Origin of the sequence: Paraburkholderia sejongensis (assembly GCF_020880815.1) — a bacterium.
GTDB classification, from domain to species: Bacteria; Pseudomonadota; Gammaproteobacteria; order Burkholderiales; family Burkholderiaceae; genus Paraburkholderia; species Paraburkholderia sejongensis.
The window spans coordinates 123,670-149,126 of record NZ_JAJITD010000019.1 but is presented as its reverse complement, the minus strand read 5'-3'; the positions used below and the strand labels follow the sequence as shown (position 1 = coordinate 149,126).

The 25,457-nt window shown below is 64.6% G+C and carries 15 protein-coding genes; 6 read left to right on the top strand and 9 right to left on the bottom strand.

What is annotated here, in order from left to right; genetic code table 11:
* Nucleotides 1–191 precede the first annotated feature (191 nt).
* Nucleotides 192–515, top strand: coding sequence for a helix-turn-helix domain-containing protein (locus tag LJ656_RS29215; protein ID WP_230512961.1), 324 nt, complete (start codon nt 192–194; stop codon nt 513–515).
* Nucleotides 516–570: 55 nt separating this feature from the next.
* On the opposite strand, the gene LJ656_RS29210 is transcribed toward LJ656_RS29215, so the two are convergent.
* From LJ656_RS29210 to LJ656_RS29185, 6 genes are all read right to left on the bottom strand, one after another.
* Nucleotides 571–1,425 carry a hypothetical protein gene (locus tag LJ656_RS29210; RefSeq protein ID WP_230512960.1) on the bottom strand — a complete coding sequence of 285 codons (855 nt, stop codon included), beginning with the start codon at nt 1,423–1,425 and terminating at the stop codon, nt 571–573.
* Nucleotide 1,426: 1 nt separating this feature from the next.
* Nucleotides 1,427–1,657 (bottom strand): hypothetical protein, encoded by a 231-nt coding sequence (locus tag LJ656_RS29205; protein WP_230512959.1) that lies wholly within the window; start codon nt 1,655–1,657, stop codon nt 1,427–1,429.
* Nucleotides 1,654–10,197, bottom strand: coding sequence for a hemagglutinin repeat-containing protein (locus LJ656_RS29200; protein WP_268998820.1), 8,544 nt, complete (start codon nt 10,195–10,197; stop codon nt 1,654–1,656). Before LJ656_RS29200 ends, LJ656_RS29205 begins: the two co-directional genes overlap by 4 nt.
* A 322-nt stretch (nt 10,198–10,519) precedes the next feature.
* A complete protein-coding gene (locus tag LJ656_RS29195; protein ID WP_230512957.1) occupies nt 10,520–11,860 on the bottom strand; it encodes a c-type cytochrome in 1,341 nt (446 codons plus the stop codon).
* A 16-nt stretch (nt 11,861–11,876) separates the two neighbouring features.
* A complete protein-coding gene (locus tag LJ656_RS29190; RefSeq protein ID WP_230512956.1) occupies nt 11,877–14,129 on the bottom strand; it encodes a xanthine dehydrogenase family protein molybdopterin-binding subunit in 2,253 nt (750 codons plus the stop codon).
* A 1-nt stretch (nt 14,130) separates the two neighbouring features.
* Nucleotides 14,131–14,586 (bottom strand): (2Fe-2S)-binding protein, encoded by a 456-nt coding sequence (locus LJ656_RS29185; RefSeq protein WP_230512955.1) that lies wholly within the window; start codon nt 14,584–14,586, stop codon nt 14,131–14,133.
* 350 nt (nt 14,587–14,936) lie between these two features.
* Between LJ656_RS29185 and LJ656_RS29180 the strand changes: the two genes are divergently transcribed.
* Nucleotides 14,937–15,338 carry a hypothetical protein gene (locus LJ656_RS29180; RefSeq protein WP_230512954.1) on the top strand — a complete coding sequence of 134 codons (402 nt, stop codon included), beginning with the start codon at nt 14,937–14,939 and terminating at the stop codon, nt 15,336–15,338.
* A 314-nt stretch (nt 15,339–15,652) separates the two neighbouring features.
* Here LJ656_RS29180 and LJ656_RS29175 read toward each other — a convergent pair whose 3' ends face one another.
* A complete protein-coding gene (locus LJ656_RS29175) occupies nt 15,653–16,588 on the bottom strand; it encodes a peptidoglycan DD-metalloendopeptidase family protein (protein ID WP_230512953.1) in 936 nt (311 codons plus the stop codon).
* A 367-nt stretch (nt 16,589–16,955) separates the two neighbouring features.
* Nucleotides 16,956–18,134 carry a porin gene (locus tag LJ656_RS29170; RefSeq protein ID WP_230512952.1) on the bottom strand — a complete coding sequence of 393 codons (1,179 nt, stop codon included), beginning with the start codon at nt 18,132–18,134 and terminating at the stop codon, nt 16,956–16,958.
* A 528-nt stretch (nt 18,135–18,662) separates the two neighbouring features.
* Between LJ656_RS29170 and LJ656_RS29165 the strand changes: the two genes are divergently transcribed.
* Entirely contained in the window at nt 18,663–19,772 is a 1,110-nt protein-coding gene (locus LJ656_RS29165; protein ID WP_230512951.1) for an OpgC domain-containing protein, read from the top strand.
* A gap of 111 nt (nt 19,773–19,883) precedes the next feature.
* Nucleotides 19,884–20,756, top strand: a complete 873-nt coding sequence (locus LJ656_RS29160) for an alpha/beta hydrolase (protein ID WP_230512950.1) — start codon at nt 19,884–19,886, stop codon at nt 20,754–20,756.
* An 18-nt stretch (nt 20,757–20,774) separates the two neighbouring features.
* Here the strand turns inward: LJ656_RS29160 and LJ656_RS29155 are convergent, their stop codons facing one another.
* Complete coding sequence (locus LJ656_RS29155) at nt 20,775–21,866, bottom strand: AI-2E family transporter (RefSeq protein ID WP_230512949.1); 1,092 nt, start codon at nt 21,864–21,866, stop codon at nt 20,775–20,777.
* Nucleotides 21,867–22,205: 339 nt separating this feature from the next.
* On the opposite strand from LJ656_RS29155, the gene LJ656_RS29150 reads away from it, so the two are divergent.
* The gene (locus LJ656_RS29150) at nt 22,206–22,493 is read left to right on the top strand and encodes a DUF3331 domain-containing protein (protein WP_075304027.1); all 288 of its coding nucleotides are present in this window, start codon (nt 22,206–22,208) and stop codon (nt 22,491–22,493) included.
* A gap of 364 nt (nt 22,494–22,857) precedes the next feature.
* Nucleotides 22,858–25,443, top strand: a complete 2,586-nt coding sequence (locus LJ656_RS29145) for an adenosylcobalamin-dependent ribonucleoside-diphosphate reductase (protein WP_230512948.1) — start codon at nt 22,858–22,860, stop codon at nt 25,441–25,443.
* Nucleotides 25,444–25,457: the final 14 nt, after the last annotated feature.

Here is a 25,457-nt window from a genome sequence, read left to right as displayed (position 1 = left end):
CAGGGCAGGCAGCGGCCCTCGGGCCGCTGCCTGCGAAGCGACGGTGCGTTTCTTCTTCATCGGCATATCCATGACCTTGGTCCTTCATGATATGCCCCGCCCACAAAATGACGGATAGGTCCCGTACCCTGCGCGGCAGCAGAAATGCCGCTGTTTGGCATAGCCTCTGCTTCCATAAGAGTACGAGGGCGTTGGGCGCATGCATCGCCAGCGCTCGCAAGGTCAACGAACTTACCCAGCAACAACTTGCCGCGAAGCTTGGCATCGCCCTGCAGACGCTTGCGCACTACGAAGGCGGACGACTGCGGCTACCGATCTCGTTACTGCCAGAGTTGACCCGAACACTCGGACTGTCATCAGATGAACTGCTCCGGCAAAACGTCGCGCAACACACTAAAACCGGCGCATCCTCGAAGCTGCAACAGCAACTCGAGGCAATCAGTCAACTACCGAAGGCGGGGCAACGCTTTGTGTCCGAGCTGCTTGATACGGTGCTGGCACAGACCAGGCAGTAAGAAGGAGTTTGATGCAGTAGAAAAAGCGCGGGCCGCATGGGCGGCAACCACCGTTTCATTTTTTCTGTCCATTAGATTGCGGCAAGTTCTGTGCTGCAGATCCTGCAATTTCTTGCCCTGAACCACCTGCCAATGTACCAATCGCAACTGCTGCAGAATTTGGTCTAAAGAGATTCCAGCCACTGCCTGTCCATACTCCAGTCGACGCCCAGTCTGCAGAATTGAGTCCAGGTTTTATGAGTACGCTTGCTCCATTTTCGGCTGCCTTGCCAATCCCGTACCCCAAACCGGATAGCACTCCGCTTGTGATGGCTGACGAAACAATTCCGCTATTCTGACCATAAAAATAATTATCGAAGGCTGTGGCCACTCCACCACCTAGCGTATTCACGTCGATGTTCCACAGCAACCCACCGGAAGAGCCGATCGCACCTGTGGCATAAGCTCCCGCTACATCCACCGGATTGATTTTGCCGATCTGGGCGTACTGCGAACCCGCATTGATGACTGCACTAATGGCACCCGTACCATTGGCCGAAGCCAGTGCGGCAGAACCCAGCGCCCCTCCCGAACTGAAGATCGGTGCCCCAGGGATCAGGGCGAGCCCGGCAAGGGCTTCCGGAGCAAGCGCGACCGCAGCCGCTGTGCCCACAGCAGCGGTGCCGTAAATCGCCACGTTCTCTGAGGCCACAGCCGCATCAGCTCCCTGCGCCTGAATCGCCGCATTCAGCGTCGCGTCGCTGCATTGTGCGCCCGCACTGCGTATCGCCGGTATGTGGCTTGAGCAGGCCGGATTTCCACCCGGACAGCGCATGCGAATCGAGGTCCAGTACGGCTGGCTCGTCATCACGCCGGATTGAACGACGCTGCAAACAGCAAACCCGGCGCAAAACGGGTTTGCTACATGCACATCAACTACTCATACCCATCAATTTCCCTGCGATTTTCAATGACTCCGGGTGACCTATCTGCTGCCTGTCAAGAATGCAGATCAGCAATTCATACGCCACTCCATACTCTCCGAAGTCAATATATTCAGCAATGTCCTTGTAGTCTTGTTTAGAGAGGTCGCTTTCAACCCGAGCGAGCGATTCACGCATCAATCGCTCGATTTCATCATAGTGTTCTTGTTGCTTCGTCATTTCGGATTTCTAGGAACGTTTGTGGGGAATGCCGTAACGATTCCGCCGCCCTTACTGGCCGGCTCTATAACTACACGAATGTCGATGCCATCGACAGATCCATTTTTAACTATTCTGCCGTTGGCTTGAACCGTTTCAGGAATAGATGGATCGGTAGCAATATCCGAGACAGCGTTCATGATCTTCGACGACGACCAGTCTTGCGGAAACACCGATTTACCGGGACCTCCAGGCCATTGATGGCCACCACCCGTTGCATCCCCTGTCAGGATATGGTCAGTTCGATCAGGCGACGCCAAATTGACATCGCTTTGAGCATTGCCTCCAGCTCCGTTATCGCCACTGTTCAACGTCGCATTACCGGGAGCATACCCCGGTGTTCCGGGCGTCGTCACGGCAGGCGTCATGACACAGCCTGCATTGGGCGTACAAACCACTGCGGGTGGCGTCACGACTGCCCCGCCCGTAGCCGGCGGCTTGCCGTTGTCATTAGCCTGTACCAGAGGATTGGGGTCGGCGTCCGGCTGCTGTCCCGGCGCAGGAACGATGCTGTTCAGCGCGTGATTCAACGCGCCGAGCGGATCATCCGCCGTGCTTCTGATCGCATCGCCCAGACGATCCAGGAAGTCGCTGCCTGTGCCGCCCTTGCCATCGGCGTTGCCGGTGCTGCGGTTGTACAGGTCAGCATTCGACGCCGTGAACGCCCCCGCGCTTCCACCCACCAGCGCACCGCCTGCGCCGGCCAGCACGTTCGACACCACATTACCCAGCGTCATCGAGCCCGTTGCGTCGCCAATCTGGTCTGCAAGACCGTTCAGCTTTCCCGCAAACGCCGACGCAAATCCCGCCCCTGCCGCGCCTGCTGCCGCACTTCCGATACTTCCACCGCCCAGCCCCGCGACCAGCGCTCCACCGACGACGTGAAGGGCTACACGGTTTGATCCCCCCTCATCCCACGCATCAGCCGTCGCCTGATCACTCGATGCCAGCGCCACATTCCGCTTCACATCCGCATACGCTCCAATCCCCTGCGCAACAACCTGACCCGCCGCCTGCGCGGCTGCCATCGTATCCGCCTGTTGCGACAGCAGATTATTCACATCCGGCGTGGATGACACCGTGCCATTGGTGTTGGTCGTATCACGGCTCAGGCTCGCGAGGTCCTGCGTCTGCACAGCCCCATTCGTGATGTTGATCGCACCCGCACCAATCGCGCTTCGCGTCGTTGCACTCTCATCGCCGTTTTCGTTCTGCGACATCATCGGCACCACACCACCGGAGCCGCCGACCGAGCCGGGGCCGGTTGCCTTGCCTGTGCTGCCGACGCCTCCACCCACGCTGACACCATTACTCGTCGCACTGTAGTGCGACCGGTTCTCGATATCGCTAAAGGTAAGCGTGCCGGTCGTCAGCGAATTCTCAGAAGCATCCGCATCACTGGCAATCACCGCCCCCTTCAGATCGGTATTGCCATTGACGTTGATATCGAACCCGCCATCTCCCGCATAAATACCCGCCTGCTCCTTGACCTGCGCATAGTCCGAATCCGCATGGCCATTCTGCGCACTGAAACTCGCGCTCCCACCACCCTGGCTGATACTGAATCCGCCGCCCGCGCTGCTCTGATGCGCGGCGCTCGCCGTCGTATCCTGCACGCTTGCGATGTTCAGATTGCCACCGACGTTCGCCGTCACCGTCCCGCCCGCGACATCCGAACCGATGATATTCGTGTCGCCGCCCGAAACCATCGCAACGCTATTCGTGCCCGTAATATGCGAGTTATTCTGGATCGCCGCGTCGCTGTTCGCATCGCCATGCGCATTCGACATCGAAGCCGAAACGCCAAAACCGTTCGTGCCGTACGACACGCCAACGCTCGCACTCGATGAGGAATTCGAACTACGTTTGGAATCGGTATCCGTCGTGTTGACGATGTTCACCTGGTTCTTCGCGGCAAGCAGCACATCGTTCGCATTGACGTTCGAGCCGGCAATGGTCATGTTCCCGCTGCCCGCCGTGCTGTCGCCGGTCGCGATGAAGCTTGCTGCACCGCCCGCCGTCACGCTCGAACCCTGCTGCGTGGCCTGGACTTCCGACGAGTTGCTCTTACTCTGGCTCGATCCGACGCTCAGCTGAACCGCAATGCTCGGGTTCTGTCCGGCCAGCGCTCCACCCGTGACGCCAGCAACCGCAATCCCCGCATTGCCCACCGCGGCGATCGCATGCAGCGCCGCCGCGCGATCATTACCGTTGCCCGCGCTATCGCGGGTTGCCTGGGTCTGCTGGATCGCACTGTTGATCGCATCGCCGACGCTGCCCGACAGAGCAAGGGTCACCCCACTCTTGTGCGTCTCCTGGCTCTCGGCCGTCTGGTAGCTGTTCGTCGCGGCGTCGATCGTCACGTTGGCGGCCGTGCCCGTGACGTCTTTCCCCGCGACCAGGTCGCTGCCCGTGACCTGCAGATCATTGCCGGCATTGATCGTCAGGTTGCCGTCGAGCGACCCGACCGTGCTCGCGTTGTTCGTCACCTGCGAGGTCTGCGTCGTCTCCTTCAGCGACGCGCTGCCGATCGAGAACCCGACACCGCCGCTCGACATCAACCCCGACTGATGCTTTTCGTAGCTCGTGGCCGTGTTCTGCGTGTCCTGCGAAGTCGTAATGGTGACGTTGCCCGCCGCGGCGAGATTCACGTCGTTCGTGCCGACGACCGTCGAACCCTTGATGGTCAGATCCTTGCCGGCCTGGATATCGACCGTATCGCCCGATACGAGACTTCCCACGGCGACATTGGCGTGCGTGTCCTGCGTGGTATCGATCGTCGAGCCGCTCACGAAACTGCCGCGCTTCGACTGGACTGCCTGATAGCTGTCGTGCTCCTCACGAGCCTCGTTGATCGTCACGTTGCCCGTCGCAGCGATGCTCGCCGTTCCGGTGCCGTTATCCACGCCGTTCGTCATGCCCGCTGTCAGGCTCGACCCCGTGAGCGTCACGTTGCCCTTGCCCACATCGCTACTGACCGCGCCGAGCGTCGCATTCCCACCCGCCGTAAAGCTGCTGCCGACCGACCGTTCGTCGTACGTATGATCGACTTCCTTGCGGCTTCTGCCGTCGGTGGCGACGTTGTCGTATTTCGCGGTATCGGTGACCGTGGTCGCTGTCAGGTTGCCGCTCGCGACGACCGCCATGTCGCCGCCGGCGGTTACCGTCGCGCCTTTGAACGTCGCGTCGTTGCCGCTCTGTATCGCGAGGTCACCGCCAGCAGAAATCGCGCTGGTCTGGTTGATGACGGTGCTCTCTTCCCAGTGATGCTGGTGATTCTGCGCAAGCGACTGCGATGTGGTGGACTGCACCGCATCGACCGTGATGTCATGACCGGCGCTGATCTGCGCAGCGCCGCCCGCGCTGATGTTCGCGCCACGCACGGTCAGATCGTTGCCCGCTGCGATCACCATGTCGCCGGTCGATGCAATCGTGCCCTGCGCGCCGAGCAGCGTCTGGCTGACCTTGCTGTCGCCGGCCGCCGAGCTGATGCCGTTGACGTCGACCAGCGTCGTGCTGACGATATCGTTGCCCGCCAGCACCGCGACGCGATTGCCGCTGATCATGCCGGACGCGTTCACTACGTCGTTGGTCGCGGAAACGACCGTGGTTCCGTCCGTACCGCTACTGCCGATGGTGCCGCCACGGTTCAGGATGTCCGTCGCGCTCACCACCGTCTGCGTACCGCCTTTGATCACGCCGCTGTTCGTCGCGCTACCCGTCGCGCGAATCTCCACGTCATCGGCTGCGATCAGCGCGCCGGTCGGTTGCAGGTCATTCGCATGGGTCTGCGCGAGGTAGACGACGGGCGCGAGCACCTGCTGCCTCGAGCCATCCGGCAGCGTGACGCTCTGGCTCACCAGCCACACAATGTCGCTCGTCAGCGCATCCATCTGCGCGGCCGTCAGCGCGATGCCGGGCACGAGGCCGAACTGCTGCGCGACGTTCACGCCGCTGGTCATCAGCGCCTGGTACTGCTCGAGGTTGTCCGTATAGCCTTCGAGATACACGCGCCCGGTCAGCTGCGTGATCTGCTCGCCCACCAGCTGTTCTTCATACATGCCGTCGCCAAGACGCTTCTCCACGCGCTGCGGATTGAGCCCAAGCTGCTGGAGCATGTAATCGCTGGAGATGAAGCTCGTATAGCTCGTGAGCCGCGGATCGGTGACGACCAGGTACGACGCATCGGGCGCGCTCTGGTACGTGTACAGCCCGCTCGTGGGAAGCCTGATGTCGAGCTGGCCCGTGCTGTTCGCGACGCTCTGCGGCGCGCTGACCTGCGTACCCGTCATCAGCTGGTTCGCGCCGAGCGTGCCGCCGGTTGCGCCCGTCGATGAGTTCGCCGCCGCGACGTTCGTGTTGCTGACGTCGGTTGCGCTGATCTGCACCGCATTGTTCGCGATGATCGTGCCGCCCGTGCCGCCGATCGCCACCGGCGCGAGCACGATCGACGGCTGCACGACCGCGCCCACGTCCTGGGTGATGTTCTCGTTCCACGCGTAGGTCGACACGATGTCCTGACGCTGGTACTGATACAGCGTCTGGCCAGTGTTGTTGACCGTGGTGCCGCCGTAATTGCCGGCGCCGCCGGAAACTTCGCCATCCTGACTGCTTGTGCCGATCTGGATCGAACCGCCCGCGGCGATCGCGCTGTAGCTGTTGTTCAGCGTGCCGACATTCGCCAGCACCAGGTTTCGGCCTGCGAGCAGTTGCGCCTGCTGCGCCTGCGGACCGACGATCTGGTCCTGCTGCGTGGTCGTTGTCGTATCGCGCGCAATCTCCACGCGCTGGTAACCATTGTGTCCATCGCTGCGCACCGGATATTCGGTCGCGGGATCGTAGTTGATGTTCGGGTCGTAGCCGTCCCAGTAGGTGACCGTGACCGAACCATCGGGATTCGTCGTGGACGTGTTGAACCAGATCGTCTGCTGGACACCGTTCGCGTTCACGACGAGCGCGCGGTCGGTCGCGTTCGGGCCCGAGGTTTCCGAAACGACATCCGAGGCGGCGTAGGTCGCCGTGAGCGGCGTCTTGTAGGGACCGGACCAGAGTGCATCGCCGCAGTCTGCATTGCCGTCGCCGTTGGTCGGCGTGCAGGCCATGTATTTGTCGCGCTTGGTCTGGTGAACCGATTCGACATCGGTCGTCACGGTCTCAACCGTCGGCGCGGGACGCGAGTTGGTCAGCGTCTGCGTGGCGACCTCGACGCTGCCCTGAGCCTCGATGGTGGACTGGTCGTTGGTGAGCGAATTGCTGCGGTGGGCGAGGAGACCGTTCGCGTCGCGCGTGGCATCGGCGGCGAGGTGGATATCGCCCAGGCTGAAGATGTTCGCGCCGGCCGTATTCGAAATGTCGCCGGGCGAATACAGGTTCAGTTCCGACGCGGCGGCGATGATCGCTGCTGGGCCTGTATTCACGATCGACTGGCTGCCGTTGAGCGTCACCGTGTTGCCGATGATGGCAGCGGTGTTGGTCAGCGTGGCGCTGTTCGTCGTGACGGTATCGCCTTCGATCCGGCCTTCATTGGTGATCGCGTTCACCGCGTTGACCGTGGTGCTGGACGAGTTGAGGTCCGCGCCGGCCTGGTTGTCCACGTTGGCCGCATTGACCGTGAGTGCGTTGACCGCGGCGAGCGTGCCCTGATTGGTGAAGTCGCCGGTCGTCGTGAACGACAGGTCGTGATTGGCCTGGATCCGGTTCGCCGCACTCTGCGTGTAATCGCCGTCGATGGTGACCGCGCCGTCACGGCCCGCCACGATGCGGCCGTCGCCGGTCAGCTGGTTCGTTGTGAGGCTCAGGTCCTCGTCGCTGCCGATGGCGCCGTCCTGATTCGTGAGGGTGCCGCTCGTTATCGCTACGCTGCCGCCGCTGCCCGCGTCGTTACCGATCCTGCCCGACGTGTTGTCCAGCGACGCGGTATCGAGGCTGACCACACCGTTGCCGTGGATCGAGCCGTTCGCGTTGCTCACTGCCGCTTGCGCGCCGTTGAGCGTCAGGTCGCTCGCGCCCGATAGCGAGCCGCCCGTGTTATCCACCGATTGCGTCGCGTTCAGCGTCAGATCGTGCCCCGACACGATCTGCGCGCCGTCCGTGTTCGACAGCGCCCGCGCGTTCACAGTCACATCGCCGTTGCCGCCGATCATCCCCGCGCCGGCCACGCCGCCCGTATTGGCGTTGGTCACCGTCGCCGCGCTGATCTGCGTTGCGCCGGTGCCGATGTTGGCGATGCGTCCGTTGGCGTTGTCGACCGAGGCTCCCGAGACCGCCAGGCTCGCCGTCGCGGCGTTCGCTTCGATCTGGCCGCCGCTGTTATCGAGCGCGCCCTGTGCCGACACATCCGCCGCGTTGTTGCCCTGGATGAAGCCCGCGCGGTTGTCGAGCGCACCGCCTGACGTGACCGACGCGGCGCCGCCTGCCGTTACGGTGCCGCCCGTATTCGCGATGCCCGCGCCGGAGACCGACACGTCACCGTTGCCGCCGATGAAGCCGTTACCGGTGTTGCTCAGCGCGCCGCTCGCGTTCACGACCGTGGTGCCCGTGCCGCCGTTTGCAATCGTGCCGGCATCGTTCCCGACCGTCTGCGCCGAGACGTTGAGCAGACCATCGGCCTGCACCGTGCCGCCTGCGTTGTTCAATGCGCCCGAGTCGCTAATCGAGACGTCCTGTGCGCCGACATAGCCGCCAGCACTGTTATCAAGCGAGCCCACCACGAGCGTGGCCGTCGACTGCCCCGCGAGCATGCCGTCCCGGTTCGACACCGCATCCGCGCGGATATCCAGCGCGCCGTTCGTCGCCAGCGTACCGCCGTTGTTCGACAGCGTGTCCGAATCGACCGACAGCGTGCCGGTGCCGGAATTCGTGATCGTGCCGTTATCGTTGAGCAGCGCGGCCGGGCCGAGCGCGAGATTCGCGCTATTGGTCTGGAGCGTGCCGCCGGTGTTGTCGAGCGTGCCGGAGACGTTCACGGTTGTCGGCCCGGTGCCGGTCTGCGTAATCGTGCCGTTGCGGTTCGTCAGGTTCGCGGCCTGGGTGGAGAGCCGGGTGGCATCGAGCGTCGCGGCGCTGGTGTCGAGCGTGCCTGCCGCGTAGGCCGTTAGCGCGTTGCCGGCTTCGATCTTCGCGCCCGATGCGTTCAGGTCGCCACCGCCCGCCATCAGCACGAGATCGCCGTTCGCGGCCGTGCTGCTGCCCGCAACACTGACCGTTGCCCCCTGAAGCGTGGCGTTACCGCCGGCGACATTGGTGCCGGTGGCCGACAGCATGCCGCTCGCGCTGAGCGTCATGTCGCCCGACTGCGCAACCGATCCATCGCCATTGATACCCGCGCCGAGCGTCCCGGTTGATGCCACGCTGCCCGTGGTCGCATTCAGATTCTGCTGCGCGGCCAGCGTGCCGCTATTTGTCAGCGCGCCGGGCGTCGTGACTGAGACCGACTGCTGCGCGTACGTCGTCCCGCTGTTATCGACACCGCCTGCCGCCGACGCATTGAGGTCCCCGCTCGCGGTCGTCCTGCCGGTGAGGACAAGCCGGCCCTCGGTGGTCAGCGTGAGATCGCCCGCCTGCGCCGCGATAACACCCGCATTCGAGACACCGACACCATTCTCGGTGCCCACGAGCACGATCCGGTTCGCGTACATGCCGCCGAGCTGCGACACATCGATCGACACGCCGGGCGCCACGCCATTGCCTGCGATGGATGTTGCGGCGAGCGTGTCGTGATCGACCTGGTTAGCGCCGGTGACCACATCGAGCGTGTTGGCATAGATCGCCGCATTGGCCTGCACCGCACGCGCGATCAGATCCACCTGATCGATATTCGATGCATTGAATCCCGCACCCTGAACCGAGATCGTGCCGCCGGTGACGTTAAAGCCCGTCAGGTTGCCGCTCGCATCGAGCATCGGCGTACCGGTGGTGAGGATGCCGCGCGTCGTATTGATAAAGCCGCCGCCATCGACCACGATGCCCGAACCGTTGGCCACGACGACTTCGGCCTTGCTACCGGCCACTTCCAGAAAACCGCGCAGTTGGCTCGGCGAATTGCTGTTGACCTGGTTCAGGATGATCCGCGCGGACTGGCCGGGAGAAAGGTTTGCGTTACCGTTTATCTGCCCGGCAAGTTGTGTGTTCGTGACGACGGGCGAGTTATTCAGAATCGCACCGTTCTTCTGCACATCGAACTGCGAATACGTATTAACCGACACCCCGGCATTCGACGGCTTATTAATATTGACTTGCGGCAGGCCATTCTGCGTCTGGATGACATTGGGCGCGTGCGTGCCTGAAGATACGATCTGTGCATCCGCGAACACAGGCGCGAGTCCGCACAGCACCAGCGCGGCAAATGCCGCGTGGCGCATCGCGAACAGCGTGAGTGGGCGCGAGGCGGCTGGGCGGGTTTCGCCCCGGTCTGCATTGCCGTGGCCAACGGCGGTTTCCGTAACCGCGACGAGCATACCCCGGCACCGGCTGAAAACCAGCCGGAACATATTCTTGTTCATTCTGCGTAGCGTGATTATCTAACCCGCCGAAAAATAACGCAGGCCACCGCTCGCAGTAAGTCAACAATCGTTAATTGGACGGAATACGCACATTGAAAGATGAAAATGTGACTTGTCCGATGGATCTAAAACGTCAATAAATGTGGATACAAAAAGCAAACTACAAAAAGCAAACGATTAACTCGCACCGCCCGCTGATAGAACGGTTGCTCGCTGAACCGCTCATTGCACTTCGTCATAAAAAAACACCCCAAAGGTCGAATCGCTGTCCAACCTTCGGGGTGCCGTTCAAACCAGCCGCTCTTTCAATAGCCCGCTACCGCTACTGCGCCGCCTGTGTCGACTTGCGCAGCTTGCTCACCTGCTCCACACCAACCGCCGGCGCGCCGTTGTTCCAGCCCGCGCGCACGAAGCTCAACACGTCGGCGATCTGCTGGTCGTCGAGCACCGTCGCGAAGGCCGGCATCGGGAACGGCGACGGCACGCCGTCGATCACCAGATCACCGGTGCCGTTCAGCGTCACGTTGATCAGCGACGACGGATCCTTCGCGAGCACGTTCGGATTGCCGGCGAGCGGCGCGAGCATCGGCGCGAAGCCGTGCCCGTCGGCGCCGTGGCAATGCAGGCAATACGCGGTGTAGACGCGCGCGCCGGCATCGTTGGCGGGACGCTCGAGCGACACCTTGGTGGTCCGCGGATCGTACGCATAAGGCGGCGCGCCGGTGCCGGCCGCCGGCGGCAACGATTTCAGATACGTCGACACCGCCGCGAGATCCGCCTCGCTCAGATTCTGCGTGCTGTTGTTGATCACGCTCGTCATCGAACCGAACGCCGATGCATGGCGATTCGCGCCGGTCTTCAGGAACGTGCGCAGATCCTCGTCGCTCCAGCGGCCCAGCCCCGCGTTGTGCTCGCCGGTCAGATTCGACGCGAACCAGCCGTCGAGCAGCGCGCCGCTCAGGAACGCGCTGCCGCTTTCGTCGAGCGCGCTTTCCTGGAACGCGACGCCGCGCGGCGTGTGACACGAGCCGCAATGGCCGAGCCCCTGCACCAGATACGCGCCGCGATTCCACGCGGCGTCCTTGCCCGGCTTGTCGCGATAGGTGCTCTTGTCGAGGAACGCGAGGTTCCAGAACTTCAGCGGCCAGCGCATGTTCATCGGCCACTTGATGTCCGGCTCGCGATTGGCCTGCTGCACCGGCGCGACGCCGTGCATGAAGAACGCGTAGAGCGCCTTCGCGTCGGCGTCGTTGACCTTCGCGTACGACGGATACGGCATCGCCGGATACAGGTTGTGGCCGTCTTTCGCGACGCCTTCGCGCAGCGCGCGAATGAAGTCCGCTTCCGTGTAGCCGCCGATGCCGGTCTGCGCATCCGGCGTGATGTTGGTCGTGTAGATGCGGCCCAGCGGCGTCGTCATCGGCAGACCGCCGGCGAACGGCTTGCCCTTCGGCGCGGTATGGCAGGCCGCACAATCGCCGACCTGCGCGAGATAGGCGCCGCGCTGCACCAGCGTTTGATCGGCGGGCGAATTCGCGGCGGCCTGGGCCGGCGTCTGCGCGACCCATGCGGCGAGCGCCAGCGACGCGAGCGACGCCACGGACGCCACAGACGGCAGCGCGCCACGCAACGCCGCGCCAACACCCTTCAGACTGGTTTTCATCTCGGGCTCCCTTGCGTCACGCGCTATGTAGTTGACGGCCGACCGGCAATTGCCGCAGCCGGGTACCAGTCGCCGCGTAGATCGCATTGGTCAGCGCGGGCGCCAGCGCGGCGGTGCCCGGCTCGCCGATCCCGCCGGGCGCCTCGCCGCTTTTCACCAGATGCACGTCGATCGGCGGCGTCTCGTTCAGGCGCAGCATCCGGTAATCGGTGAAGTTGCTCTGCTGGACCCGGCCGTCCTTGATCGTGATCTCGCTATAGAGCGCCGCGGTGATGCCGAAGATGATGCCGCCCTGCACCTGCGCCTCGATCGTGTTCGGGTTCACGTACATCCCGCAATCGACCGCGCAGTTGACCCGCTTGACCGTCACCTCGCCCTGCTCCACCGCGACGACCAGCACGACCGCGAAGAAGCTGCCGAACGCGTGCATCACCGACACGCCGCGCCCTTGCCCCTTCGGCAGCGGGCTGCCCCAGTCGGCGGCCTGCGCGGCCACGTTCAGCACGTTCAGCGCGCGCGGCGATTTGCCGAGCAGGCTGCGCCGGTACTGCACCGGATCGATTTTCGCGTGCGCGGCCAGTTCGTCGATGAAACTCTCGACCACGAAGGTGCCGCGCGTCGGGCCGACGCCGCGCCAGAACGCGGTCGGCACCGCGTGCGGTTCGACGCGCACGTAGTCGACCAGCTGGTTCGGCAGGTCGTACGGCAGATCGGCGGCCACTTCGACCGCGTCGGGATCGAGCCCGTGGTTGAACGCCGGCGGCGCGAAGCGCGCCATGATCGACGAACCGGCGATCCGGTGCTGCCACGCGACCGGTTTGCCGTTCGCGTCGAGCCCGGCGGAGATCGTGTCGTAGTAGTACGGCCGGTACATGTCCTGCTGGATGTCTTCCTCGCGCGTCCACACGACCTTGACCGGCGAGCTGACCTGCTTGCCCACCTTCACCGCCTGGCGGACCATGTCGGTTTCGAGCCGCCGGCCGAAGCCGCCGCCGAGCAGATGGTTGTGCACGACGATCTGCTCCGGCTTCAGGCCGGTGACCGCCGCCGCGGTATCGACGACCCGCGTCGGCACCTGCGAGCCGAGCCACACTTCGCACGCGTCGGCGCGCACGTGGACCGTGCAGTTGACCGGCTCCATCGTCGCGTGCGCGAGGAACGGCTGCTGATAGACCGCGTCGACGCGGCTCTTCGCGCTGTCGAACGCGCGGCCGATGTCGCCTTCCTTGCGCGCGACCGCGCCGCCGTGTTGCGACGCGGCGGCGAGATCGTCGACGATCCGCTTCATCGACAGTTGCGCGCCCGCGCCTTCGTTCCACTTGATGTCGAGCGCCTGCAGCCCGCGCCTGGCGGCCCACGTATGGTCGCCGATCACCGCTACCCCGTTGTCGAGCTTGATCACCTCGCGCACGCCGGGAATCTTTTTCGCATGCGTATCGTCGACGCTCGCGAGCGTGCCGCCGAACACCGGACAGGTCGCGATCGCCGCGTAGACCATCCCGGGCACCCGCACATCGAGACCGAACATCGCGGTGCCGTCGACTTTCTCCGGCGAATCGAGGCGCCTCGCCGGCGTGCCGATCAGTTTGAAGTCCTTCGGATCTTTGAGCGCGACGTTCTGCGGCACCGGCAACGCGGCGGCCGCCTGCGCGAGCTGGCCGTAGCTCGCGCTGCGATTGCTGGCCGCGTGCGTGACCTGCCCGGCCTGGGCGCGACAGCTGGCCGGATCGACCTGCCATTGCTGCGCGGCCGCGTTGATCAGCATCACGCGCGCGGTCGCGCCGGCGCGCCGCATCGGCTCCCACGCGAAGCGGATCGAGGTCGAACCGCCGGTCAACTGGCCGCCGAGCAGCGGGTCCATGAAGAGCTTTTCGTTCGGCGGCGCGTGATCGAGCGTGACCGAATCGAGCGGCACTTCGAGTTCCTCGGCGATCAGCATCGGAATCGACGTGTAGACGCCCTGGCCCATCTCGACCTTCGGGATCACCAGCGTGACCTTGCCGGCCGTGTCGATCTGGATGAACGCGTTCGGCGCGAACACGCCGCTTTGCGGCGCCTCGTTCGCATCGCCGCCGATCACGCTCTTACCCGCCTTCTGGTCCTGGCTGGCGGCCGGCATGCTGAAGCCGAGCAGCAGACCGCCGCCGGCCGCCGCGCCGACCGTCACGCCGAATCTGAGGAAGCCGCGCCGCGACATGCCGCGCGCGGGCTGGATATCTGCCGGCGACCGTTGTGCGCCGTTCTGTGCTTCGAGCAATCCGCGGGACATGTCAGGCCCCCTTCGCGGCGTGCTTGATCGCCGCGCGGATGCGATGGTAGGTCCCGCAGCGGCAGATGTTGCCGGCCATCGCGGCATCGATATCGGCGTCGCTCGGATTGGGGTTGCGCGCCAGCAGCGAAGCGGCCGACATCACCTGCCCGGACTGACAGTAGCCGCATTGCACGACGTCGAGTTCGCGCCAGGCCTGCTGGACTTTCTGGCCGGTGGGCGTGTCGCCGACCGCTTCGATCGTGACGATTTTTTTATCGCCGACCGCGGCCGCCGGAAACACGCAGGAACGTACCGCGACGCCGTCGAGATGCACGGTGCAGGCGCCGCATTGGGCGATGCCGCAACCGAACTTGGTGCCGGTCAGGCCGACCAGATCGCGCAGCACCCACAGCAAAGGCATGTCGGGCGGGGCGTCGACGGTATGGGTTGCGCCGTTGATATTGAACGTTGTCATGAGCGGCTCCGGGGTGAATGTTGTTGTGGTCCACGCGGTTTGGATCGCGACGCCGCACAGAGCGTGACAAGTCGACGGTTTTGTTCGGCAGGTCGCGCTAATGCGGGCTGCATCGCGGCCTGTGAGCGCGCGAGCGTCGCTAGCAAACCGGCCGATTGTAGTCGCGGAACCGCAAGCGTGCTTTTAAGCGCGCGGCACGCGGTGAGAGAGGTGAAACGCGCACCGATTCGATGCGTTACCATCGACGGATTCCCCGTCAGCGTGACGGGCGCGCCGGACCTCGCCTTGCGCACTATGCCCGTAGTGCGATGCACGAGAGCGCCGCGTCACTTCAACCGCAGGAGCCGCCGATGAACGACCCGCAATGCACTCAATTCCTTTCCGAGATCCGCCGACCGTTGCTCGCGCTGCACAAGGCGATTCTCGATCACGAACGCGCCGCCTATGAGAAGGAATTCGGCCCGATCACGCCGGCGGGGTTCCTGCAGGTGCTGATCAACGGGTCCGGGTTTCGCTGGCTGGCGCCGCTGTCGACGGTGATTGCGAGCGTCGACGAAATTCTCGACGACGCGGAAGCCGACGAGGCCGACCGCCGCGCGACCGCCGAAGGCGTCGTCGGTCTGTTTTCGTCGGAGCAGCCGAACAACAGCTTTCTGCCGCGCTATCTGCCGCTGTTGCAGGCCGATCCGGCGATCCTGCATTCCCACGGCGAAGTCGCGCGGCTGCTGCGTGGGGTGCAGGCGGCGTCGTAGCCAGGAGTTGCCGACCGCGCGCTCCCGGATTTCCTCACCGTTGAAACGGCGGTTTCAACTCCGGGACGCGCAGTTGGCCGGCGCGCGGCTTAGCGCCTGCGCTGAGTCAATGAGTGGAGAAGCGGTCGCATTCGATGCCCACGCCAACACGAATAGCCCTTATGCGAAGGCGTTTTGTACCAGGCTCGTAAGAATGCGAGCGCGCGGCGGTGGAATTTCGTCGCCTATCCGCAGCGGCGAAACGGCGAATAGGCCGCCCCAGCAAATTACCTGGCTTTACTGAATAAAACCACGGTGAGCTTTTACGGGAATGCTCAACCCCGCGGCAGATACGGCAGCGGATCGACCGGCTTGCCGTCGCGCCGCAGCTCGAAGCCGACCGACACCCGCGAATTGCTTTCGTCGCCCATCTCGGCGATCTGCTGCCCCTTGCGAACGACATCGCCCATCTTGACCAGCAGCTTGCGATTGTGCGAATACGCGGTCAGAAAATCCTTGTTGTGCTGCACGATGATCAGGCTGCCGTAGCTGTTGAGCCCGGTGCCCGCGTACATCACCTTGCCGTCGGCGGCGGCGCGCACCGGATCGCCGGCCTTGCCGCCGATCTCGATGCCGCGCGTCTCGCCCGGCTGGAACGCTTCGACGACCCGTCCCGCGGCAGGCCACGCAAGCGTTACGCTGCTCGCATGGCGGCGGGTTTCCTGCGTAACCTGGCGAACGTCCGCGGCGTCCACAGCCGGCGCGGCCGCCGCAGCCGGCTGCTGGCCCGCAAGCTGTGACGAGTTCTGCGGGCCGGCCTGCGCCGACGCCGCCGCCCGCGCGGCCGCCGCATTCGCATTGGCTTCGCGGACCGCGCGCGCCGTTTCGGGCGATGCGACGTGCAGCACCTGCCCCGGCTTGAGCCGCGCCGCTGCCTTCAATCCGTTCCATGCCTGCAACTGCTTGACGCTCACGTGATGATGCTGCGCGACGCGGGCGAGCGTGTCGCCGCGCCTGACGCGATAGACGAGCACCGGCGCCTTCTTCGACGCCGCGTTGCCGTCGGCGTCCGACGGCAGCGGCGCGGACCCCGCCAGCGTGGCCGCGGCTGCGCCGACGCCGTTCGCCGCCGCGCCGGAAGCTGCGGCGACATTCGTAGCCGCGCCGTCCTGCGCGTTCTGCTGGCCGATGTTCGCGCAGCCGCCGAGCGCCAGTGCGGCCCAGACGCCCGCGACACCGGCCACTATCGTGCGGTCGAAACGTTTTCTCATTCTGTTCGACTCCTGCTTTGTAGATTCGTGGAATGCGTGAGCCGCCGTTCAAAAAGCTGGCCGGATTGTAAATTGCCTTTTAATACAAACGAGCCGGCCCAAACACTCTGAAACAGACGTTACGAGTGCCGTTGAAGTCGTAACGGCGACCGCGCCGGGTCGACCCGGCAGCGCCCGTGCGAGCACCGGCCGAAGCTATTTTCAGAGTTTTTGATAGTCGGCTTATCGGCATACGCGCGTGGAACTTGAATCGTGCGCGGAAGGTGATCGGCAGACGGCGCGGAGCGGCGACCGGCAACAAAAAAGCCAGCCTTCGAAACCGAAGACTGGCTTTGTGCGAGTCGCGGACCCGCGTGCTGAAACCAGACTAGAACTTATGCCGGATCGCCGCGCGCACCACGACCTGTCTGGACGTCGACGACGGCGACTGCGTGCCCGGAATGAACGCGTAGTCGAGCACCGACAACGTCGAATCGCCGGTGACCTGCTGATACGCGCCTTGCAGATAGACGTCGGTGCGCTTGGACAGGTTGTAGTCCGCCATCAGCCCGAACGTATGGATGCGCGGCTTGACGCCCCCGTTCGACGCGTCGTAGGTCTCCATCGTGTACACGTACTGCGCGCCGACGAACAGCACCGGCGAGAACTGGTATTTGCCGTTGATTTCGAAGTTCTGATACTTCAGCGAATTGAGCAGCACGCCCGGCGGCGTGGCGGGCACGAGCGGCACCAGCGGCTCGATGCCGAGATAGCCGTTGGCCGTCGGCTGCAGATAGTTCGAATTGCTATAGACGAAGCCGGCCGTCGCCGGCCCGAACGAATACGTGAGGCCGCCGCCGAACACGCGCATGCGTGTCGCGACGAAGCCGGCGTCGTTGGCGGTGATCGCGCCGTTCGAGCCGTGGCCCGGATTGTCGGCCTGCAGATAGGCGGCGGCGACGAGCAGGCCGCCGTACGCATACTGGCCGCCGACGCTGTATGCGCGATTGTTGGCGAAGCTGGTGTCGTTGCTGAAGCTGTAGGTGCCGCCGAACTGGAAGCCGGACAGCGACGGGCTCGTATATTTGACGGTGTTGTCGAGGCGGAACGTGTTGTCGGTGTTGTCGTTGTCGTACGGATGCGAGAACAGCTCGCCGCCCCAGGCGCCGTTGGCCGTGGTCTGCGCGAGGTAATCGACGACCGAATCGTATTGCCTGCCGAACGTCAGCGTGCCGTACGGCAGCGAACTGAGACCGACGAAGGCCTGCCTGCCGAACATCCGGCCGCCCTGGCCGAGCCGGCCGGAGTTCAGGTCGAAACCGCTCTCGAGCTGAAAGATCGCTTTCAGGCCGCCGCCCAGATCTTCCGCGCCTTTGAGCCCCCAGCGGCTGCCCTGCGCGAGACCGCTCGCGAGTTCATAAACATGCCCGCGGCCGACGTTGTTCGTGTAGTTGATCCCTTCATCGATCACGCCATACAGCGTGACGCTTGTCTGCGCGCCGGCAGGCGCGACGAAACCGGTAGACGCAGCAACGGAGACAGCCAGCGCGAACACTTGCTTGTTCATGATGATCTCCCTGCACCTCGAGTGATGGGACAACTCGATCCGGCCACTTGTTCTTGCTACCGCCTGTTTTCGGCACTTTCACGCGGTTCTCGCGACCGCTGCCGCAGTGCTTCGCTTTCCGGAAATCGTCACACGACCGTGCCGGCCCGTCCATGAGAGGATGCGCCGATTTTGGAGATTGTTGCTAATTCTCCACTGCGTGCGGCTCCTACTTTTTTCCCGCCGCGGCTTCGGGTAAGCGGCAGTGCGATCTGCATCGCTCGCCCCGCGTTTGTCATGGAAAGAAATATAATCGGGCGCTTTTGCTGCGACGCAACGGAACCACTTGCCGCGGCAACGGTCATCTTTACAACCCGCCGACACCGCGCCTCCAACTGAGCCCGGTCGAGCCGGCGACGCGTGCCGCGGGTGCTCCCACAGATCGGGCGCCGCGCCGCCGCAGTATCCAACCCCATATAAAAAGCCTTGTGAGACGCCCGCCGCGCTGCATCAGCGCGCCGTCGCACGGGGCTGCTTTTGACACGAACAATGCAAAAATCCTCGTCCCGTCTGATCGAGCTCGATTTTTTCCGCGGCCTCGTTCTGTTGATCATCGTGGTCGATCACATCGGCGGCAGCATCCTGTCGCGCGCCACGCTGCATGCGTACGCGCTGTGCGACGCGGCCGAGGTATTCGTGTTCCTCGGCGGCTTCGCGACCGCCACCGCGTACGCGGCGCTCGCCGAGCGGCGTAACGAGACGATCGCGCGGGAGCGCTTCCTGCGCCGCTCGTTCGAAATCTACCGCGCGTTTCTCGTCACCGCCGCTCTGATGCTGCTGGTCAGCGCGGTGCTGACCGCGTTCAGTATCGACGGGCCGAATCTCGCCACCACCGACCTCGACGATCTGCTCGCCACCCCGCTCGCCGCGCTGCGCGACATCGTGCTGCTGCGCCGCCAGCCCTACCTCGCGTCGGTGCTGCCGATGTACGCGTTCTTCGCGCTGCTGGTGCCGGCGATCCTGCCGCTCGCACGCAGCAAGCCGTGGCTGCTGCTGGCCGGCAGCATCGCGCTGTGGGCCGCCGCGCCGACCATCGGCCAATACCTGCCCGCGGCGCCGGACATGCACTGGGACTTCAACCCGTTCGCATGGCAACTGCTGTTCGTGCTGGGCGTGCTCGCGCGCTGCCAGCCGGTTTATCAGCGCATCAGCGCACATCGACTGGGCTGGCTCGCGAGTGTGCTCGCGCTCGTGGTGGTCGCGGGCGCCGCCTATTACAAGCTGGTGCTGATGCATGCGCCGCTGCCCGGCATCCTCAAGCAGAACCTGTCGTACCTGCGCGCGGGCAACTTCCTGGCGATCGCATGGCTCACCGCGAATCTGATCGAACTGGGCTGGGCGAAGCGAATTGCCCGCCGGCTGCCGTGGGTCGGGCTGATCGGGCGTCAGGGGCTGCTGTGCTTCATCGCCGGCGCGGTGATCTCGCTGGTGATCGACTCCGTGCTGTATTGGGCCACCGACGGTTATCTGAACTACCCGCTCGGGCTGCTCGCCGATGCGGCGGCGGTCGGCGCGCTGCTCGCGGTTGCGCTCGCGGTGGAACCGTTCAAGCGGCTGGTCGGTCGCTTCGTCGCGGAACGGCTGCGGACGTCGGCCTGATAAAGGCGTTTTGGGTGCGGGGTTCCGGGCGGGAAGCCTCCGCCACCGATCTCAAATCCGGCGTCAATGCTGATAGCATGGCGGCCGCCCGCGCCGCTCTTCGATACTGACATGCGTCGATTTTTCCATTCCGCCCTCGTTCTGTTCGCCGTCATCGCCGCTGCGCCCGCGTTCGCCAGCACGGTCACGAGCCACAATTTCCATTCCGACGCGCTGGGCCGCGACTGGAACTTCACGATCTATCTGCCGACCGGTTATCGCGCGGACGGCCCGCGGCAGCCGGTGCTCTACCTGCTGCACGGCAATAACGGCGATGCCAACGACTGGGTCACACAAGGCCATCTGCAAACGGCCGCAGACGCGCTGATCGAGCATAAGGACATGCCGCCGGTCGTGATCGTGATGCCGCAAGGCGGCACCGACTGGTACGTCGATCGCAAGGAAAAAATGGAGACCGCGTTCTTCGACGATCTGCTGCCCGAGATCGAAACGCACTACGCGGTCGCGACGCAACGCGGCGGCCGGATGATCGGCGGTGTATCGATGGGCGGTTTCGGCGCGCTGCGCTACGCGCTGACGCGACCCGAACTGTTCTGCGGCGCGCTGCTGCTCAGTCCGGCGATTTACTCGAACGAGCCGCCGCGCGCGTCGTCGGCGCGGCGGGTGGGCGTGTTCGGCGACCGGCAGTTCGATCCGCATCTGTGGCACGAGTTGAACTATCCGGCGCAGTGGGATCGTTATATGAGTCGGCCGTATCGCCTGCCGATTTTCATCGCGTCGGGCGACGACGACCTCGACATTCAGGCCGAGGCGTCGCTGCTCTATACGCATCTGCGGCTCGCCGGCAATCCGGCGGCGCTGCGGATCATCGACGGCGGTCATACGTGGGACGTGTGGAGCGCGCTGCTGCCCACCGCGCTCAAGTACACGCTTGGCTGTGTGAAGCCGCCGGCAACGGAGCATCCATCGAATCAGCGGCCTTGAGGTAGCGCAAGGGCCGCGCTACTGCACCAGATCGGTCCACAGCACCATCAGCACGGTCATCAGCGCCGGCCCGATGAAGATGCCGAGCAGTCCGAACGTCTCCGCGCCGCCGAGAATTCCGAACAACACCAGCAGGAAAGGCAGCCGGGTCGAATTGCCGATCAGCACCGGCCGCACGAAGTGCTCGGCGACGAACACCACCACCGAGCCCCACACCGCCAGCCCGATCGCCGCGGCGAGCGAGCCCTGCGCGAGCAGCCACAAAGCCGCGAGGCCGAACGTGATCGGCGCGCAGAACGGCAGCATCGCGGCGATCGCGGTGATCAGGCCGAGCAGCGCCGCGTGCGGCAGCCCGGTCACGAAATAGGCGATGCCGATCAGCACGCCCTCGCCGACGCCGACCACCACCAACCCCGACACCGTGCCGCGCACCGCGGTCGCCATATGCGCGACGAGGTCCGCGCCGCTGTCGCCGAAGCCGCGCCGGGCGGCCTTCAGCAACGAACCCGACAGCCGCGGCCCGGCCTGAAAAATCACGAACAGCGTGATCAGCATGAACGCGAACACCATCCCCGCGTGCAGTGCGCGCGCGCCGAAATGCCGGCCGAGCGACATCACCGTGGGACTGTGCAGCCCCTTCATCGCGGCCGAATCGCGCAGCGGCTGAGCCAGATTGGCCTGCCACCACGCGGTGATCTGCTGCGCGCCGAACGGCAGACGCTCGACGAATTGCGGAACCGCAATGCCGGTCTCGCGCACGCTCTGGAACCAGTCGTTCAACTCATGAGCCTCGCGCAGCGCCTGGGCGATCCCAAGTCCGACCGGCAGCACCACGAGCAGCGCGATCAGCAGTGTGAACACCGTTGCGAGCAGCGTCGTGCGGCCTCTGAACCAGCGATTGTTCGAGACCTTGTGCAACAACGGCCACAACGCGATCGCGACGACGCCGGCCCACGCGACCACCACGATGAAACCGCGTACGACCCACAGGGCCAGCAGGACCAGCCCGATATACAGCACGAGCGACGCGGCTTTCTGTTTTTTCAGGCGCTCCGAGGCAATCGGCGACGATTCGGGAGAAGGAGGAACGGCGGGTGGGCGTGAACTCATGTGAACTCTGGTGTCTTCGGGGGTGTGCGCGCGCCGACCTGAAAAATTCAAACCCGCTAAACTGACGCGTCAGGTCGCCATTGCACAGCCACATCTTAAAGGAAGCGCTGGCGCCCTTTCCGGGCCGGCCTCTCGTCGCGTGCCGGACAACACAGCGTTGCAAAAATGCGCATTATTAAAAACTCACATAAAAAAGCATTCAACGCCTGTTATTTCTCTCAATCAGGTTCCGCACCCGTAATTATTTCTGTTTAAAGAACAGTGTTTCAACGGGGGCACAATGGCTCTAATGCGCGCACAGGACTAAATTCGGCACTTCACAAAACGGAGCCGATGATGATGACCCTCGAGTCCATCCCCCTTGACGGTACCAATGGCGTGCGCATCGAAATTCTCGAAAGCTCCGACACGACGCTGGTTATCCGCTGGGTCGAGCCGGGTCGCTGCCATTATGGCGAGCAACGCTGGCGCCGCCGTTCGGCGCACTCCTCCGGCACCTGCGCGGTGTCGCGTCGCAAGATCCGCCGCGGTGACGCGGTGTTCAAGCCGGCGGAACGGCCCGCGCCGTCGAATGCATCGGCGATGATTTGCGCCGAAATCCTCGAACCGCTGCTCGAAGCTGCCTGACGCTTGCCTGCTGCCCCGGTCGAACTTGCCGTTCGCCGGTTTGACAGTCGGCACCGGCGCTGTCTGTCTTGCCGGCCGATGCAGCGCGCGGACCGATCCCACCAGTTCGCGAACCTGTCATCTCCCCACGTTGATGCCGCCACTATGTGGGCTCCTTGCGTGCCCGCAGCCCGCGTGCCCGGGCCGCCGTCGCATTGCGACGCCGGGCGGTGTCGGCGCCCTCCGTCCGGTTGCCGCCCCGCGCCTCGTGCGTTAAGGTGGATTCGTTGCGCCCGCCCAGGTAACCGGCCCGCCGCCGGCGCCCGGGCGGCGCGCCGTCCACCCACCGCGCCGCGTTCGCCGTGGCGCCGTCCAAGGGCTCATCATGGCAGAAGACACGCCGCAAACCCGCGCGGCCAACGCTGCGTCCAGTGCTTCACTTTCCTCCCCGCCACCCGCTGCGCCGATCGCCCCGCAGCAGTTTTCGCTCGACGTGCTGCTCGAAAAATACGCGAAGGCCGACGAGCAATCGGCCGACGACGTCTACCGGCGCGTCGCGCGCGGCGTCGCCGAGGCCGAGCCGCCCGAGTTGCGCGCGTCGGTCGAAGAGCTGTTCGTCGACAACCTGCGGCACGGCGCGCTCGGCGCGGGCCGCATTATGAGCGCGGCCGGCAGCGGCATCGCGGCCACGCTGATCAACTGCTTCGTGCAGCCGGTCGGCGACTCGATCCAGGGCGTCGACGAACAGGGTCTGCCCGGCATCTACGTCGCGCTGTTGCAGGCGGCCGAAACGATGCGCCGCGGCGGCGGGGTCGGCTACAACTTCTCCGCGATCCGGCCGAAAGGCGCGCGCGTTCACACCACCAGTTCGTCGGCGTCGGGCCCGTGCAGTTATATGGACGTGTTCGACGCGTCGTGCCGCACCGTCGAAAGCGCGGGCTCGCGGCGCGGCGCGCAGATGGCCGTGCTCGACTGCAACCATCCGGACCTGATCGAGTTCATCGAGGCGAAGCATTCGAAGGGACGCTGGAACAACTTCAACGTGTCGGTCGGCGTCACCGACGAGTTCATGCGCGCGGTCGAAAACGACGAGCCGTGGCAACTGGTGCACCGCGCCGAGCCGTCGCCGGCATTGCGCGCGGCCGGCGACGTGCGCCAGCGCGACGATGGTCTGTGGATCTATAGCGAGCATCCGGCGCGCGCGATCTGGGATCGCATCATGCGCTCGACCTACGACGTCGCCGAGCCGGGCATCGTGTTCATCTCGCGGATGAACGAAGACAACAATCTGCGCGCGCTCGAAACGATCCGCGCGACCAATCCGTGCGGCGAGCAGCCGTTGCCCGCGTACGGCTGCTGCAATCTCGGGCCGCTGAACCTGACGCGCTTCGTGGTCGATCCGTTCGCGCAGTTACAGGGCCGCAAACCGTCGTTCGACTGGGACGGCCTCGCGCGGCGCACGCGCACCCAGGTGCGCTTTCTCGACAACGTGCTCGACGTCACGCTGTGGCCGCTGCCGCAGCAGTACGACGAATCGCGCGCGAAACGCCGGATTGGCGTCGGCTTCACCGGTCTCGGCGACACGCTCGTGATGCTCGGGCTGCGCTACAACTCGCCCGAAGGCCGCGACTTCGCGGTGCGCATCGCGCGGCTGATGCGCGACGAGGCGTATCGCGCGTCGGTCGAACTCGCGAAGGAGCGCGGCGCATTTCCGCTGTTCGATGCGGCGAGTTACCTGCAAGCCGGCACCTTCGCGTCGCGTCTGCCCGACGACCTGCAGCAGGCAATCCGGCGCGACGGCATCCGCAACAGCCATCTGCTGTCGATCGCGCCGACCGGCACCGTCAGCCTCGCGTTCGCGGACAACGCGTCGAACGGCATCGAGCCGGCGTTCTCGTGGACCTACAAGCGCATGAAGGTAATGGCCGACGGCGGGCGCGAATCGTTCGATGTCGAGGACTACGCGTACCGCCTGTATCGCGAGCTTGGCGGCGACGTGAACCGGCTACCCGACTACTTCGTCAGCGCGCTGGAAATGTCGGCGCGCGACCATCTCGACATGATGGCGGCGGTGCAGCCGTACGTGGACACGTCGATTTCGAAGACCGTCAACGTGCCGGCCGACTATCCGTTCGATGCATTCGAGAGCCTGTATTTCGATGCGTGGAAAAGCGGGCTGAAAGGCCTCGCGACCTATCGGCCGAACGACACGCTCGGCGCGGTGCTGAGCGTGACGCCGGCCCAGCCCGACGATACGCTCGCCGATAGCGACCTCGACCCGCTCAGGATTGCTATCGATCATCGGCCCAAGGGCGAATTGCCGGCCATCATCGAGAAAGTCGAGTACCTGACCCAGGCCGGCAAGAAATCGCTGTATGTGGCGGTGTCGTTTATCGAGGTGACCGGACGGCTCGGCGGAGAGGACGTGACGATCGAGCGGCCGATCGAGTTCTTTATCCCGACCGGTCAGCGCGACGAGTCGCAGCAGTGGATCACCGCGACGATGCGTTCGTTGTCGCTGGCCGCGCGCGGCGGCTTTGTCGCGCGCAATCTGCAGGACATGCGCAAGGTGTCGTGGGATCGCGGTCAGGTGCGGCTCGGCGAGGTGCAGCGTCTGGACGGTCATCGCGCGCCGCGCTGGCACGATTCGGAAGTCGCCGCGCTCGCGTTCGCGATCCAGCAGATCCTGTATCGGCGCGGTTTTCTCGATGCGGAGGGCAATCAGGTCGCGTCGCGGATGCTCGCGCGGCTGCCGCGCGGGCAGATGAAAACGGAGACGGCATTGAGCGCCGATTTCGGCATTCGCCCGGCTCCTGACGACAGCGCCGATACGTTGCTGCAACCGAACGGCACCCAGGGACTGCATACGATGCTCGGGCGTAAATGCGGGTCGTGCGGCGCGAATGCGGTGATTCGCAAGGATGGTTGCGATTTTTGTACTGCGTGCGGAGAAGTTGGCGCGTGTGGTTAGCGTGAGCAGTAAAG

Excerpts from the sequence above, each read along its gene's own strand:
- LJ656_RS29205 (WP_230512959.1), bottom strand. The coding sequence starts at position 1,657 with ATGACGAAGCAACAAGAACACTATGATGAAATCGAGCGATTGATGCGT.
- LJ656_RS29200 (WP_268998820.1), bottom strand. The coding sequence starts at position 10,197 with ATGAACAAGAATATGTTCCGGCTGGTTTTCAGCCGGTGCCGGGGTATG.
- LJ656_RS29195 (WP_230512957.1), bottom strand. The coding sequence starts at position 11,860 with ATGAAAACCAGTCTGAAGGGTGTTGGCGCGGCGTTGCGTGGCGCGCTG.
- LJ656_RS29190 (WP_230512956.1), bottom strand. The coding sequence starts at position 14,129 with ATGTCCCGCGGATTGCTCGAAGCACAGAACGGCGCACAACGGTCGCCG.
- LJ656_RS29185 (WP_230512955.1), bottom strand. The coding sequence starts at position 14,586 with ATGACAACGTTCAATATCAACGGCGCAACCCATACCGTCGACGCCCCG.
- LJ656_RS29180 (WP_230512954.1), top strand. The coding sequence starts at position 14,937 with ATGAACGACCCGCAATGCACTCAATTCCTTTCCGAGATCCGCCGACCG.
- LJ656_RS29175 (WP_230512953.1), bottom strand. The coding sequence starts at position 16,588 with ATGAGAAAACGTTTCGACCGCACGATAGTGGCCGGTGTCGCGGGCGTC.
- LJ656_RS29170 (WP_230512952.1), bottom strand. The coding sequence starts at position 18,134 with ATGAACAAGCAAGTGTTCGCGCTGGCTGTCTCCGTTGCTGCGTCTACC.
- LJ656_RS29165 (WP_230512951.1), top strand. The coding sequence starts at position 18,663 with ATGCAAAAATCCTCGTCCCGTCTGATCGAGCTCGATTTTTTCCGCGGC.
- LJ656_RS29160 (WP_230512950.1), top strand. The coding sequence starts at position 19,884 with ATGCGTCGATTTTTCCATTCCGCCCTCGTTCTGTTCGCCGTCATCGCC.
- LJ656_RS29155 (WP_230512949.1), bottom strand. The coding sequence starts at position 21,866 with ATGAGTTCACGCCCACCCGCCGTTCCTCCTTCTCCCGAATCGTCGCCG.
- LJ656_RS29150 (WP_075304027.1), top strand. The coding sequence starts at position 22,206 with ATGACCCTCGAGTCCATCCCCCTTGACGGTACCAATGGCGTGCGCATC.
- LJ656_RS29145 (WP_230512948.1), top strand. The coding sequence starts at position 22,858 with ATGGCAGAAGACACGCCGCAAACCCGCGCGGCCAACGCTGCGTCCAGT.